General features: G+C 56.6%; 7 protein-coding genes and 1 other RNA gene. 6 read left to right on the top strand and 2 right to left on the bottom strand.

Translation table 11 applies throughout. The features are described from left to right. Positions 1-111: 111 nt before the first annotated feature. Together HZB60_03880 and HZB60_03875 are read right to left on the bottom strand one after the other, a co-directional pair. On the bottom strand, positions 112-1,629 hold the full coding sequence (locus tag HZB60_03880; protein ID MBI5058909.1) for a T9SS type A sorting domain-containing protein: 1,518 nt from the start codon (positions 1,627-1,629) through the stop codon (positions 112-114). A 154-nt stretch (positions 1,630-1,783) separates the two neighbouring features. After that, positions 1,784-3,007 (bottom strand): T9SS type A sorting domain-containing protein, encoded by a 1,224-nt coding sequence (locus HZB60_03875; GenBank protein MBI5058908.1) that lies wholly within the window; start codon positions 3,005-3,007, stop codon positions 1,784-1,786. Positions 3,008-3,596: 589 nt separating this feature from the next. Here HZB60_03875 and ssrA point away from each other — a divergent pair. The 6 genes from ssrA to HZB60_03845 all read left to right on the top strand — a co-directional run bounded on the left by ssrA (position 3,597) and on the right by HZB60_03845 (position 15,673). Beyond that, positions 3,597-3,956, top strand: a transfer-messenger RNA (tmRNA) gene (ssrA, locus tag HZB60_03870). A 670-nt stretch (positions 3,957-4,626) separates the two neighbouring features. Further along, the gene (locus tag HZB60_03865) at positions 4,627-5,871 is read left to right on the top strand and encodes a TolC family protein (protein ID MBI5058907.1); all 1,245 of its coding nucleotides are present in this window, start codon (positions 4,627-4,629) and stop codon (positions 5,869-5,871) included. 1 nt (position 5,872) lies between these two features. Continuing rightward, positions 5,873-7,462, top strand: coding sequence for an efflux RND transporter periplasmic adaptor subunit (locus tag HZB60_03860; protein ID MBI5058906.1), 1,590 nt, complete (start codon positions 5,873-5,875; stop codon positions 7,460-7,462). A 9-nt stretch (positions 7,463-7,471) separates the two neighbouring features. Further along, positions 7,472-10,567 carry an efflux RND transporter permease subunit gene (locus HZB60_03855; protein ID MBI5058905.1) on the top strand — a complete coding sequence of 1,032 codons (3,096 nt, stop codon included), beginning with the start codon at positions 7,472-7,474 and terminating at the stop codon, positions 10,565-10,567. 707 nt (positions 10,568-11,274) lie between these two features. After that, on the top strand, positions 11,275-11,730 hold the full coding sequence (locus tag HZB60_03850; GenBank protein ID MBI5058904.1) for a CBS domain-containing protein: 456 nt from the start codon (positions 11,275-11,277) through the stop codon (positions 11,728-11,730). Between the two features lie 490 nt (positions 11,731-12,220). Further along, positions 12,221-15,673 (top strand): caspase family protein, encoded by a 3,453-nt coding sequence (locus tag HZB60_03845; GenBank protein ID MBI5058903.1) that lies wholly within the window; start codon positions 12,221-12,223, stop codon positions 15,671-15,673. Positions 15,674-15,711: the final 38 nt, after the last annotated feature.

Below are 15,711 nucleotides of genomic sequence, written 5' to 3'. Positions count from 1 at the left end.
GCCGATCTACGTCGCCACCGTCAATCTGCCGCTACCGAACGACTCGGTCAAGCAAAAGAAATCATCTTGCGAATTTGCAGCCGCCCGGGGACCGCTCACGCGCTACCTACACTATTTTGTCAGTGTTATCCGTGTCTGCAAGTGGCCGTTTGGCGTCAAGACCTGTACAAAGTAGCTCCCGCTGGCCAACCGCGTGGCATCCCATCGAAGCATTTGTCGGCCTCTCACCGGCATTCCCGTCTGCTCCCGCCACACGACACGGCCTTGCAGGTCAACCGCCTGTGCCCGGTAGGGGGAAGGTCCGTCAAGCTCAAACGCTACGAATGCCACCGCATTGAACGGATTCGGGTAACATGTGATACTGGCCAACGGATTGGGAGAAGGCGTTCGTTGCTGAGCCGATGTAAGATCCGGTCCGGTTCTCACGATAAAAGCACCATTGTAATCCAGACCCGGCCCGAACCGGAATCCCGAACAGACATAGCCAGCATCAGAGCTCCCCGCGATGGCTCGACCGTGGTCGCTTCCCCCGCTGCCGCCGTAGGTCCGCGACCACAGGCTGTCACCGGTCAGACTCATCCCGAGTAGCCAGTAATCTGAGTAACCCGCGCCGAAGGATCCCGTCGTAGAAAGGACTGCTAGGGTCTGGCTGACCTCCCTGCAGACGGCCGTAGCGTAGTCGTTTCCAGAACCACCGAGGGTCCGCTGCCAAATCGGAGTGCCGTCGGTACCTGCAAGCACTATATAAGAATCCGAATCCTGCCCATCGTCACTCACGTCGCCGACCAAGGCCACCTGATTCGGCGGTACGAAACGAGCGGCGGACAACACAGCGAATTGACGGACACCGAAGAACGCGGCTGCCAAAGAGTCGCCCTCATCGGAGACGCGAATCATCAGGAACCGCGATTGACCATCTTCCCACCTCGATCCCGCTGTTCCACATACCGCGTAATCATGCTCCGAAATCTGCACGACTGCGGATGCCCAATCCGTCAAAGGGGTGCCGAACGAGCGACTCCAGACGATGTCGCCGGCGGACGTTATGCGCACGATGCCAAACCCTCGCTGTCCTGGATCAGCGCCGCTAATATCCGCGTCGCCTACGACTAGCAAATCCCTGTTGGGCATTTCAATGAGATCGCGCGACCAATCGCCATCGTCTCCGCCGAAGCGACGTGTCCACAGGGTGTCACCTGCTTCCGCCAAGCGGACCACGTAGTTCTGTTGATCGTAGTCTATTGGCTGTCCATAGACGGTTCCGACTAACACATAGCCTCCATCACGCAGTGCGACCATTCCCGAAATCGACTCAAAGAGGTCCGCATCGCCCCACGAATTGGCCCAGACGATATTACCCTGCGAGTCGATTTTCATGGCGAAAGCGTCAGATGGAAAGCCGGCTGCTCCGGCAACGACCCAACCTCCATCTGGTGCGTCGGCGATTGCTTGGACTTCCACAGGGTATTGCTCATACACCCTTGTCCACAGCGTATCGGGGTTCGGCTGGGCTTGTAAGTCATGAATCGACAATGCGATCAACACCAGCACCCACAACACAAAGCGGACCCAGGACCACGATTTCGCTCGTGCTCCAAGTCCGCGCGCTTTTCGCCAATTGCCTGTCATTCCCGCCTCCCGGTTTGCCGAGCTACGCACCTACCCAAATATATCCCCCCCCCCCCGGAGAAGAGCAAGTGAAGAGGTCCAATTGCCAAGACTTTTGCCCGGACCGACGAGTCCCGGACAAAAATGTTGAATCTTACACCTCGCCGACCGTGACTTACCGTATGATCGATAGTCGTCGCGAGGCGCGGCGAACACCGTCCTTTACGACGACTATGTAACTGCCGGATGGAAGGCCGAATGTCGGCAGCAGATAATGCTGAGTCGCGTTCAACTCGGTGTCCACGATTCTCCGCCCGACCAAATCATAGAGCTGCAGGCGCCTCCGTCCAGCGTCAGCGGCCGGCCACCAAACCGTCGCAACTCCGTTCGTGGGATTCGGATACAGGCTCAGGTCTTCACTGGTGCGCATACGACGTGGATATTGAGCGGTTTCGGACAAATCCTTCCGCCAAATGCCGCCGCGATCCGGCCACGGCCCTCTCCCCATGGCTCGATAGAGGTAGCGGCCATCTGAACTGAAGGCGAGGTCGCGGGTCCGCAGCGAATCGATTTCGAATTCACCGAAAACACTCCAGGTCTCGCCACCGTCAAGTGTGAGCAACAGGCCGGTCGTGTCGTCCATCACAAGCTCGTCCTGGTTGGCGGGATGCGCCGCCAGTCTGGCCCCTGCCCCCGCAACTGACCGGATGAGTGACCAGCGAGTGTCGTCGGATGAACGAGCGGCCAAGAATGGTTCGCCCACGTGAGGCCCTTGGAGCCGACGCAATACTGAGTAGTATGTCATCTCCGGCAACTGTCCGCTGCGAATGGTCCAGAACTCGTTCAGCGTATCGTCGGGCGCAGCCCAAGTCATTCCCCCGTCCGTGCTGAGTCGGCCCGTGCCGCCTAGCCAGATGTCGTTAGGGTGTGACGGGAAGGAATACAAATTAAGCGGGCCAAAGCCGGGATACTCGTCGGGAATCGGAGTGAAGGCATAACCGCCGTCCACGCTTCGGTGCAGTGGGTAGTGCCAGTCGACATCATCCGCCATCAGAATCATGACTCCGGGGCCGATCCCCGAGTACACAGCGACGACACCCACGTACGGCAGGATTTGGAGATTCGTCACGCGTCGGTTCCAGGTGTTTCCGTTGTCCGTGCTCGCGAGAAACGTCCCCAGCCCAGCGCACACAAAATGGCCGGGGTTGAACGGGTCCTCTGAGATGCATCCGGGGCCTGCCAGGGAGTCCGCAGGAATCACGAGCCGCCAGTTCTCCCCGTAGTCGTCGCTCCTGAGAATCGGAGTTACCCGAGGATTCGGCATGACGGCAGCAAACAGCACGTTCGGTTCAGATATGCTGGGGTACAGATAGACCACATTGGTATCACCCAGACTCACAAACTCCCAGACTGGCTGCGCATTTAAACCCTGAATTGTCAATAGAATACACGCTATCCCCAAAAACACAAAGCGGACCCGGGACCACGACTTCGCTCGTGATCCAGGTCCGCTCTCTATTCGCCTTTCGCGTGTCATACTCCCCTCCCTGCCCGCTTGCCCAATGACGCTTGCGGGTCCAAGATACCAAGCCCCGCCCAACTTGTCAAATGAATGCAATTACGTCTGACTTCCCCCGAACGGGAATCCGCCTGACCCCCCCCCGCGCAATCTCCACGCCTTCATGCCTCCAGAATTTCGTATGTTCAGTAGTGCTGTGCAATTTAATCAGCGAATGTCTTGCTTTTTGGCCTTGTATTTCGTATATTGCTGGCTGGCTACGGCCCTCGCGAGAAGCGGCGATCACCTTGGAACCATATTCACCCGTCCACGGTAACAATGTTAGGTATGTGGTCACCAACTCAATATTCCTTCAAACCAATAAAATTCCTATCTTAACATAGTTCGTTTGGTCAAAAAGATACTTCGCTCGCGTTCACAATTCTGCTCTGATTTCAGGTTCCAAGTTTCAAATTTCACGTTTCTGCTCGGGGACGATCTGGTTTCGACGGGATGTATGGATGGCATTGGGTGCAGGCGGAGGTTGGGATTTCCTCCTAAATACAGTTCCACAATTCAAGTGCCAACAGCACTTACGCAATGGCTGCCTAACCTAAAAAGTTAGCCAACCTGTCGCCCGGTGTGCGCGCTGCCGCCCCGGTCCCGGCACCAACCCAGTAGCGCTGGTCCACGCAGAGTCGTGATGCGCGGGCAAGATTCACTGCGACTGGCCTGCGATCGGTTCGCCGACTGTCTAACCCGCAAGCAAGACCCAAACAGTCGGAAAAGCCTGTAGTACCCGGTGTGGTCCGCTTCTCGGACGCGGGTTCGATTCCCGCCGTCTCCACAAATTGCGCCCTTGTTAAGTATAGACTTATCAAGGGCGCAGGTGTTTGTTAGGGGCACAGTGATGCGGATGGCGACAGGACAGGAACAAAACACGCCGCACGATCGACGGACAGCTTCACTGCCTTCTTATTGTTATTATTATTATTGATTACGAAAAGAGACCCTCACTAACGCGGGGAATGTGATTATGTGCATCGATCTTTGTTAGATCGCGTTCGCGTCGTGTACATGGAGGCAGCCTGTGCATATATACGACTGTATTCGTCAGATTCATTTAAGGACATTTACCCTACGGAACTTAGTTTCGTCAATCGTGTTAAAGCAGTATGCTGTTTTTCCGGATCATATCCGTGCTTCTAATCCTGCTCGTTGCCGGGTTTGGAATCGCCGCCGAATTCCCACACCACGACGACCACGAAGAAGAAGCGCATGCTGAAATGGGCGTGACCGTAGATGGTCATGTCCACTTCCAGGTGACAGGTATTACGGCATACGTCGTTCACCTGGGCCCTGTGTTAGCCGCCGAATCAGGCCGTATTGATTTCTCCCATACCTTCCCCCTCCCTCCGCTCTTTCCTTTCGAACGACCTCCCAAACTGTTCCTTGCTTAAGGCGATCATAACCGCTTACCTCGTGGGCGGGCTATAATATCTACCTAAGAAAGGAGCGACATGCGCAAGCATATCCTATGTCGGCTACTCCTGTTTGGGGTGGCCGTTTCCATTTTGTCCGTTTCTCTTCCCTGTGCGAAGGCACAGGGAGTCGGTTTGGCCGATCTCGCCAACGCGATTGACTCGACTTCGGCCAGTGTACTTGCTGCTCAAGAAGACGTCGCCCGAGCGCGATCTGCTTTGGCTCAATCACATGCGTTTCCGAATCCGACACTATTTGGCTTAAGCGAAGAGCTGGGCAATGCCAACCAGTCGGTGACGGAGAATACTATTGGAGTTCGGCAAGATATCGGATTCCTGTGGTCGTACGCACCGCGCCGCTCGTCAGCTTCCGCAGCACTGGAAGCTGCAGAAGCGGCGCTCGCACTTGAGCGTTCGAAGACCTATTCTGACATAATCCTCAAGCTCTTGCGGTTTCAACAGATTGTTGAGAACCAGCAGTTGCTTGACACGATGCAGGGTCGGTTCCATCAGATCTTGCAGGCAAATGAAGCGCGTGTCATCGAAGGAGACATCTCCGGTTTCGATGCACAACGAGTCCGATTTGAGGCCTTGTCGGTCACCAATCGGCGGAGTGCGCTGGTTAGCGAACAACAACTTCTGCTGTCTGCATTGGGCCGTGCGACAGGGCTGTGCGAATACGAGCTGTCACAGATTGATCTGGACGGCCTTTCCGTGTTACCCTACTCGAACATTGAGGATGCCACCGAATACGCGCGGGAACATGCCCCGGAATTAGCTCTGCTGCATGCAAAGGAGAATGCCGCGAAACATTCTGTAACCGCCGCCAAGCGCAACCGCTGGCCGGCACTCGCGCTCGGTGCAGGAAGCAAATCAACCAATCGTGACGACGAGGGATTTCTCGTTGAAGCGGAACTTGAACTCCCGTTGTTTGGTCGCAGAAACGCCGATGTACAGCTTGCAACGGCGCAAGCATTTCAATCAAGCCGGCTTAGCAGAGTGCGATCCAGCAGCATTGACTCTGAGATATCCGGCGCCTTCAGTGTCTGGAAAGAACTCAGCACCCAGCCGCAAGTCGCACTAGAATTGGAGTCGCTGCTATCACACATGAAGACCGCGCATTCGTTGTACATGAGTGGAGAGATTGGCTACCTCGAGTTCCTCGATGCGTTTTCAGTTACGGAAGTGACTTTGAACGAGCGGTTTGAGATAGACTTTGCACGACTTCAGGCAGATCTGCGCCTGCGAGAGTTGACCGGCTACCCAACTTTGGAGACTAAGTAACATGAAGTATACAGGATTGATTGCCGTCGCGTTCGCCGCCATTCTGTTTGCCTTTGGCTGCGGCGGTGGCACTGCCGATCACGCTCAAAATGACGAGCACGCGCACGAAGGCGAGCAAGCACACGAAGGTGAACATGGTGACCACGGAGCAGACGAACATGGTCACGGCCCTGGCGAAGGTGGAGTGGTTGAGACGATTTGGCAAGACAATTTAGAAATGTTCGGCGAGTGGCCGCAATTCCTGGCCGGACAGTCTTCGCGGGCCGTGTTGCACTTCACGAGTCTCATCACCTTCGACCCGGCAACGGACGGGCCATTGACCATCACGTGGCAGCAAGGCGAGCGAGTGGTGAAGTCGCAAGTCGCCGACACCGTGACCCGCACCGGCATTTTCATTGTCGAGGTTCTTCCACCGGATCCGGGGACGTATCGCATGACGATGACCCTGGCATCGCCACAGATGAGTGGTACGATTACGCTTGATGGTGTTCACGTCTATCAAGGCAAAGCCCCAGAAATGCCTCATGCAGAAGGCGGCGAAGAGGAAATCTCGTTTTTGAAAGAGCAGCAATGGGTGCTTGGCACGAAGACAGGACTGGTCGAGCGCAGGGACATTCACGATAATGTTCGTGCACCCGGAGAGCTTAAAGCTGCCGGGAACCGGGCCTCTGAAGTCTATGCGCCGTTCGCAGGAGCGTTATTGCCCGACCACAAGTTTGGAGCGGTCAGGCACGGTCAGGTCGTGCGAAAGGGCCAGGCACTTGCCATGATATCACCTTCACCGAATGCCGAAAACAGTTGGTATGAGTTGTTGGGAGAGTATCGCCTGGCAAAGGCTGAAATGACTCGTGTAGAGAAGCTCTATGAGTCACAGGCAGTATCGCAGCGTCGGGTTGAGGAGGCACGACAAAGGTTGACGGTGAAAGAAGCTCAATTAATGGCGGCCTTGGGGGGAGCCGAACTGGACGATGTGGACAGCGAAACGCCACACTTCACGGTACGGGCGCCGCGTGACGGCGTCATTGCCCATCATGATGTTGCCTACGGAGCCTACGTTCAGCCGGGGCAGAGACTATTCAGCGTCATAAATCCGGAGATCGTTTGGCTCGAAATCCAGGCGGCCGCGGCAGACATCCACAACGCGAACGACATTAGCCGGGCGTTCTTTACCATCAGTGGCTCCGGGATTGTCTATTCGACGGATCAATTTGAAGGAAACGTCATTGCATCGGGATCAGTCTTAGACCCGATAACACGGCGGATTCCTGTGACATTTGAACTGAAGAATAGTGACGGCCTTCTGAAAGTCGGGGAGTTCGTGCAGGTGGACTTGCAGACTTCGGTGGCCCGCAGAGCACTGGCGGTGCAGAAGTCCGCGATTCTGGAAGACGGTGGGTCAACGGTTGCCTATGTTCAAGCCGGAGGAGAATCCTTCGTAAGACGCGTTGTGACGACGGGCGCAATCGACGGGCCATGGATCGAGGTCCTGGCAGGTTTGAAAGAAGGAGAGCGTGTCGCGACGGCCGGGGCGTACAAAATCAAACTTGCTTCTGGCAGTACCGGCGAAGTCGGTCACGGCCACGCACATTAAGGAGAAAGCATGTTTGATTTGATCGTTCGCCAATCGCTTGAGAAGCGGTTTCACGTGCTGCTGGCAGCGCTGGTCATCCTGATCGGCGGCACCTATGTTGCGCTGCAAATGCCCATCGACATCTTCCCGGAATTGACTGCGCCTACCGTCACGGTGATGGCAGACGTTCACGGACTTGCACCCGAAGAGATTGAAAGTCTGGTCGCATTTCCGATTGAATCCGCAATGAACGGTGCTACCAGCGTTCGCCGAGTCCGGTCGTCGATTACGACTGGAATGGTCATTGTATGGGTCGAGTTCACTTGGGGTACGGAGATATTGCAGGCGAGACAAGTGGTGACGGAGCGACTGCAGTCCGTGATGAGCAGCCTGCCGCCGGATATGGAGCCACCCATGCTTGCGCCGATTGCCTCGATCATGGGTGAAGTGATGCTGATCAGCGTTCGCAGCGACTCACTTCATCCGACGGACTTACGCTCATACTCGGATAACTTTCTACGGAAGCGCCTACTCGCAATTCCGGGAGTCGCGCAAGTCACGCCGATCGGGATGCAGATCAAGCAGTATCAGGTTGTCGTCAAGCCTGAGAAACTACTTGCCTTCGACGTCTCATTGGAAGCAGTGCTGGAAGCCGCACGCCTGTCCAGCGAGAATACGACCGGCGGTTACCTTCTGCAGGGAGGACAGGAGCACCTGATTCGCGGTGTTGGTCGCGTGGAATCCACGGATGATATCGGCAGAACGGTTATCACCATGCGCAATGGTGTCCCGATTCTCATCGAGCAGGTGGCGGATGTGCGGATTGGCGGAGGGGTTCCACTGGGAACGGCTTCCGTGGAAGGCAAGGACGCCGTTGTGCTCTCGGTGCAGAAGCAGCCCGGCGCGAACACGTTGGAACTGACCAAACGAATCGAAACTGCCGTAGCGGATCTTCAGCGGCTGGCTCCGGCGGACGTTGAGGTTCGTGCGGACGTATTCCGGCAGGCGAATTTCATCGAAGTTGCCGTCCGAAATGTGCTCAACTCACTCAGAGACGGAGCGATCCTGGTCACGATCATTCTGTTGCTCTTTCTGGGCAATCTGCGAACGACGTTCATTAGTCTGTTGGCGATACCCTTGTCACTGGTTGTCGCGGTAATCGTCTTGAGCCTGATGGGAAGCACGATCAACACGATGACACTGGGGGGACTGGCGATCGCGATTGGACTGCTCGTGGACGACGCGATCATTTACGTCGAGAACGTGTATCGCCGATTGCGCTTGAACGCATTGAAACCCACGGCCGAGCAGCGTTCCGTGCTGGTCGTGATCCTGCGGGCAGCCATTGAAGTGAGGAAGCCGATTGTCGTGGCTACCCTCATTATCATTGCTGTCTTTGCACCGCTCTTCTTCCTGTCCGGAGTGGAGGGGCGGCTGCTCAGGCCGTTGGGACTCTCGTTTGTCATATCGATTCTCGGCTCTCTATTGGTCGCTGTCACCGTGGTGCCCGCTCTGTCGTATTACATGCTGGGGCGGCTCAAGCAAAGTCAGATTGAACATGAGGCGTGGCTCGTTCGACGATTAAAGGTAGCCTATCGCCCAACGCTGGACTTTGCGCTTAAGCATGCCACGACCGTGATCGTGGTGTCGGTGATGCTCTTTATCGCCTCTGTCGTGTTGTATAGCCGACTTGGACAGGCCTTTCTACCGGAATTCAATGAGGGATCGCTCACTGTTATTGCCGTCTCACCTCCGGGAACAGCCTTGCAGGAATCGCACGAAATCGGTCGCATGATTGAGCAGATCGTGTTGTCGGAACCCGGAGTGGCAAGCGTCGCCCGTCGCACCGGCCGTGGCGAAATGGATGAGCACGCGATGGGCTCGAATGCCACCGAGATGGAAGCCCGGTTGGATGAAGGGGTGGACAAGGAACATCTGCTTGAATCACTGCGTGGACGTCTCGCGCTGGTCCCGGGGACGTTCATCAGCATCGGACAGCCAATCTCGCATCGAATCGACCATATGTTAAGCGGCACTCAAGCGGCGATCGCCGTGAAGTTATACGGCGATAACTTGACTGAATTGCGAAGCACGGCGGAGAAGATCAAACAGGAGATGAGCCAGGTTGAGGGCATTGTGGACCTCGCGGTCGAACCGCAGATCGAGGTTCCGCAGTTACGCATTGACATGAACAGAGAGGCGATGAGTCAATATGGCGTGAAGCCTGTCGAACTCGCGGAAACCATCGAGACCGCCTTCAACGGACAAGTCGTGGGCCGCGTCATGGAAGGGCAATATGCTTACGACTTGATTGTCCGCTATGATGAAAGCGCCAAGGCCGATACGGCCGCTATCATCCGAACTCCGTTCCACACAGCGACAGGTCATTTTGTGATGTTGCGGGATTTGGCAACGATCTACGGTTCAACCGGGCCGAACATGATCTCGCGTGAAAACGTCAGCCGCAAGATCGTTATTCAAGCCAATGTGGCCGGGCGCGATTTGGGCAGCGTCGTGGGTGATGTACAGACGCGCGTGGCGGAAAATGTCCCGCTCCCGGACGGTTACTTCGTTTCATACGCCGGTCAGTTTGAAAGCGCCGAGAGTGCGAGCAGGGTGATCGGCATGCTGACTGTGCTCGCCATTCTGGTGATACTGATCCTGTTGTTCACGGAATTCGGCAACCTGCGCGACGCGCTCCTGGTCATGGTGAACTTACCGCTTGCCTTGATTGGCGGTGTGCTGGCAATCGGGATGACTGACGGGATTGTGTCGATCGCAAGTTTGGTTGGTTTTGTCACCTTGTTCGGCATCGCGGCACGCAACGGCATTTTGATGATTTCACACTATCATCATCTGATGCAGGAGGAAGGTGTTGCCTTCCGCGAGGCCATCGTGCAAGGGAGTATCGAGCGGATGAGTCCGATTCTGATGACAGCCTTGTGCGCTGGATTGGCATTGATACCGCTCGCATTGGGTGGAGGACTACCGGGCAAAGAGATAGAGACCCCGATGGCGATCGTGATTCTCGGTGGACTGATTTCATCGACCGCATTGAACATGGTAGTGGTTCCGGCGCTCTATCTGCGCTTCGGCCGCGACAAACGTTTGGCCGCGGTGGAATAGACTGTCGGAGGAATGCAGGAGTCGGCAATTCCGCCGACTCTCACGTTTCCGATGGCAAGTACTCAGACTTGACTCCTGAAACATTCGTGAGTTGTCAACGAGCAGGCCAGATGGAACCGGCGCCTACCCGGGCTTGGCGGCGGCTGTACTCTGGGGAGAATCCACCCCCCTTGCAGAGTCCCTGCTCAACGGGGTGGATCCCGCACTCCTCGCGGTTTGCTTAACTCAGGTGCCGGAGTAGGACTTGGCTGGTAGCTGCCTATTCGAAACATGCGCTGATGCCCTGGAATTACGACCGAAGGCTCGCTGACTCGGTACGACCGACCGTGGTTGACCCGCGCAGTCGCCGTGGGCGGAGTTGTGGGTCCCCTGTTGCGCATGATTGCGCTTGCCGAGAGAATTGCGGCCGTGCGTGCTTGCTCCGCGGCACGTCGGAACCGCCCGAGCCGGTGCGTATTTTTCTATAGCTCCGTTTGCCGGAGCGATGAGTTCTCTCGCCAGACTTCACTCTCCGTTGACGACGGCGTATGCCGCACCGGCAGTCCTCATGGCTGTTGGAGTGTGGTTGTATCTCCCGGAGCGCCACGAGCACACGCATGACAAGCATTACGCGATCACAAGCACATCCACGACGGGCATCATCCCCATGCGCATGAGCCGGACATCGATCCGTCCAATCTGCACGCGGATTGGGAGAGTCGATAGATTTGCGTCAACATGTGACACCGGTCCTGTGGGTGACGGATCGAATGCCGGCGCTGAAGCTGTTGAACAGGTTTAAGAAGGAGAAGATCCACTTCGCGATCGTCGTTGATGAGCATGGTTCGACGGACGGGCTGGTGACCTTGACCGACATTGTTGAAGCGATTGCAGGGGAGCTGCCGGAGCAAGGCGAAGACGAGAAGGCGGCAATTGTTCAGCGCGACGATGGGTCGTGGCCGGTGGACGGGGATGTTGCGACCGATCAGATCACCGAGATCACCGGAGTCTTCACGGGAGATGATATGCAGACCCTGGAGGGATTTGTACTGGGCCATTTTGGAAGAATACCCGAGATTCGCGCACACTTCCAGTTCGGTAACGGTCGATTCGAAGTCGTGGACATGGACGGCAACCGCATCGACCGAGTTCTCATCCAGCGTGTGCCGGACCGCACGGAGTAGGAATAGCCAGAGCCGTGTTGTGACGGGATGAACACGCTGATTCCGGGCTCGGCATCCCCGGTTCCCTGACCTGCCGCGGATTGGCGTTCTATGCCGTGTGATCGTACCCGCGCAGAGCCGTCACAAGCCAGCTTACTTATTGTGCTTACTTTGTTTAGAAGGCGTGCCGAGCTCCGCAGTTTCGTTTTCGATTCCCGCCCTCCCCACCGACAGGCCCTTGTTAACTTCATTGTTAACAGGGGCCTTGTGAATTTGTTTGGATCCGACGTTGCCGCAAGTAACATCTTGCTCGCGGAAATTGATTCCTTGATAAATTCTACTATTTTGTCATTACGTATCTTAGGCTGAAAGTTCACTGTTGTCGCTATCTTTAGACCGTCGGACCAACCTCTGATGCAGGATCAGGTATCACCCGTTACTTGTACACGGGCTATCACCATGAAAGGGCTTGGAAGAAGACTCTCAAGGTGATGAGACTCCGGAGAATGCCGTGCGTCGTCGCGTTATCGGATTTGCACTGGTCTTAGCGATTGTCCTCGCTGCGGTCTTGGCCCTGCTCCTGGCCAGGCACGAAAAGCAAGGCAGTACCGCTGGCGTTGTCGAGTTCGACGCGCCGCAGGTGTACGTTCAGCAAGGGCACCATGCAACTGTGATATCCATCGCGTGGTCGCCGGATGGACGCTACGCGATATCTGGGGGGCGGGACGGCCTTGTCAAGATCTGGAAAGTCGCGACCGGACGTGAGGTGTACAGTCTTCGCGCGCATGCGACGGGCTGGGTTACCGCTGTAGCGTATGTCGCTCACGGCAAGCAGTTTCTGACAGCAGGTACAGACAGCACAGTGCGGATCTGGGATGCGAGCACTTTGACGGAGAGCCGGCGCTTCAACACAGCAGCTCCGGTCAACTCCGTCTCTTTGTCCGCCAATGGTGACCGGATTCTCTGCACGACCAGTGACTCCGTTGCGTATATTTGGAATACCAACTCAGGGCCTGAGTTGCAGCGCGTGACTACCGGCTTCGGGGGGGCCATCTGCTCAGCATTCTCCGGCGACGGACGTTACGCGATCACGGGGGGATCGCAGGATACGACGTTACTGACCAAGTGGGAGGTCAATGCAGGCCGTGCTGTCCAGAAATTTCGCCTGGCGCCAGGAGCTCTCCTGTGTGTCGCATTCGACGAGAGTGGAGCGAAAATATTCTCCGGCAACGGCAACCTCAAGGCGTTCGTGAAGTCTCGTGCGGGTGTCGGACTTCCGGGGCCACGTGCGGATTATGCGGAAGCCGGAAAGCTGGAAATATGGGATGTACAATCGGGGGGCAGGACACAATACATCGTCGCGCATGACTACGGTGTATCCGCAATCCAGATTCTGCCGGACGGGCGGCGCGTGCTCTCATGCGGACTGGACGGGACGATGAAGTTGTGGGGAATCGAGGATGGGCAGCTGCTCACGCAGTATCCCGTGCAAGACTATCCCGTCACCGCTGCTTCTCTGTCGCCAGATGGATATTACATTCTGACGGGAGGGTCTGATGGCGCTATCCACCTCTGGGACATCGAGCGGGGGAGTCTTGTGCGCGACTTCGCCAGGCTCGCGGGAGCCGTTTCCGAGGTTGCCTTTTCGCCGGACGGCACCCGGATTCGAACCGCGTTGTGGGACCGGCTAATGTCTTGGGACGCACGAACGGGCAGACGAGTTGAAGTGGTATTTCCGAGCGAGCAGGGTGAAGGGTGGAACTGGACCAGAGACTGCCGACATGCCTTGGCGCGAATTGCCGGGGATGACGCCGGCTCTGCCTACATCAAGTTCTGGAGCGTGGAACGCGGTCCGCTGGGGATCACATCGCAACCTGTGTTGGGCGACGTGAAAGCCTGGGCTGTCGATAGCAACGGTCACTTCGCGCTGACAGAAACGGTTGACAGCGTTTACACTCGGTGGGACATCGCTACCGGCCAGAAAGCCGGGAGCTTTACCGGCGATTGCCCGCCACTTTGCGTGAAGTCTCAGCTATGTAGGACGGTGTCACTCTCTGCCAACGGCCAACGAGCCATGGCGAAGCGGTGTGTTCCAGAGGTGGACTACTTCGACTTCACGACGAACCGTCACATGATTCTGCGCGATACCGCCATGGATGTTCGATTTGATCCAGACGGCTGGGGCGGCGGTTGCACGACGGAAGCACTACTCTCGTCATCGGGTGATCGCGCGGTGATTTCGAGATTCGACGGTACCGTTGAATTCTGGGACGTGTTGACCGGCAGGATCACCCGGTCATTGAAGTTGGATGACGCCGCGGTGCGACTTGTGCAGTCCTCGGACGAGCGCTGGTTTGCGGGTCAGGCGTATCACTTGGCGGCGATCGACTGGTGGACGGGGACCGAGTATCTTAGGACACGAATATGGGACTGTTCTTCGGTCGGGATGTGGGATGCTCAAACGGGAAGGAAGGTTCGTGAGTTCTTCGACCAAACCGGGTACATCGTATGCAATGGTCTGTCTGCGGATGACCACCGGCTTGTCACCAGTAGTTATGGGGGTATCACACGGGTGTGGAGTGTTGTGACCGGCAAAGAGATCGTGCAATTGGTCAGCTTCCTGAACGGCGAGTGGATTGCGGTAACTCCAGAAGGCTACTACACCGCATCACTGAATGGAGACGCATCTCTTAACGTGCGCGCCGGCAGCATGGTCACGGGGATTGAGCCGTACCGTTCGACATTCTACCAGCCGGCCGTGGTTGAAGCGGCGTTGCGACTGGGGGATAGCGAAGCGGCCATCCGTGAAGTTCTGGGCTGCAAGGAAACGTGTACGACGATTGCTGACTTGCCGACTCTGGAGCCGCCAATTGTCGAGATCAAGTATCCAAGAAACGGTGACACACTGCGAACGACTGACGCGACGCTGGTGTTTCGAGTCGAGGACCGGCACTCGTCGATCAAGTCAGTCAGGGTGTTTGTGAATGGTCGGCCCTTGACCAGGCGCACGACCGCCGCCACGAGCGACGCGACTTCGCGTCGCTTCATCGACATTGCCCAAGGAAACGCTTCACGCGACCTCAAGGTCCCGGTACAGCTGGACGAAGGAGACAATCAGATTTCGATCATCGTTCTGGGCAGGTCGGAAGCCGTGGTGAACCTTCAGGTGCGGGTTCAGAGTACCGAGACCGGATCTGAACCCTGGGACATTGACACGATCTGGATACTCGCGGTCGGCGTGAATCGGTATGATGACAGGCGAGTGCGCCGACTAAGCTACTGCCAGAATGATGCGCAGGGGGTCATTCAGGCGTTTGAGTCTCAGGCCGGCAAGACGTGCCGGAAGGTAATGAGTGTGTGCCTCACGGACGATAGCCCTGAGAAACCGACGTACGCCGCCATTGTCTCAAACATCGGCTTCTTGCAGCGGGCAGGCGAACGGGATCTGGCCGTATTGTTCATGGCAGGACATGGTGAAAACGACAGCACAGGGGATTTCTACTTCCTGCCTTCCGATGCCGAGATTGCGGGACCCCACGACTTCAACAAGTCCAAAGCGATTTCAAGCGCCTCCCTGCTGGAGGCGGTCAACGTATCGGCCCGACGGCTTGTGTTTCTCGATGCCTGCCATTCAGGAGACGTCGGTGTTGACGTTGTGAGACTTGCGCGCGGGCTGAAAGACAACCGTGTATTGGTTATGACTTCCAGTGAGGGCAGCCGACCCTCAATTGAATCCGATAGCTTGCAGCACGGAGTGTTCACGTATGCATTGATTGAAGGATTGGAAGGCGAGGGAAATCCGTCCGGCGTGGAGCACAAGGTTACTGCGCTGCAACTAATCACCTATGTGAGCAGTCGCGTCATTCAACTGACGGGGCAGAAGCAGAATCCGGTGTTCTGGGCACCCGCGGGCCTGGAGAACTTGGTGGTGGCTGCCCCCCTCCTGCGATCGGCGTTCCCTTAGGCACCTGGAATGGCATGATCCATGATCACCCTTTAGAA

This window comes from candidate division KSB1 bacterium, from assembly GCA_016214895.1.
Taxonomy (GTDB): Bacteria; Electryoneota; RPQS01; order RPQS01; family RPQS01; genus JACRMR01.
This window is presented reverse-complemented; position numbering and strand designations above follow the sequence as displayed.

Excerpts from the sequence above, each read along its gene's own strand:
- HZB60_03860 (MBI5058906.1), top strand. The coding sequence starts at position 5,873 with ATGAAGTATACAGGATTGATTGCCGTCGCGTTCGCCGCCATTCTGTTT.
- HZB60_03880 (MBI5058909.1), bottom strand. The coding sequence starts at position 1,629 with ATGACAGGCAATTGGCGAAAAGCGCGCGGACTTGGAGCACGAGCGAAA.
- HZB60_03855 (MBI5058905.1), top strand. The coding sequence starts at position 7,472 with ATGTTTGATTTGATCGTTCGCCAATCGCTTGAGAAGCGGTTTCACGTG.
- HZB60_03865 (MBI5058907.1), top strand. The coding sequence starts at position 4,627 with ATGCGCAAGCATATCCTATGTCGGCTACTCCTGTTTGGGGTGGCCGTT.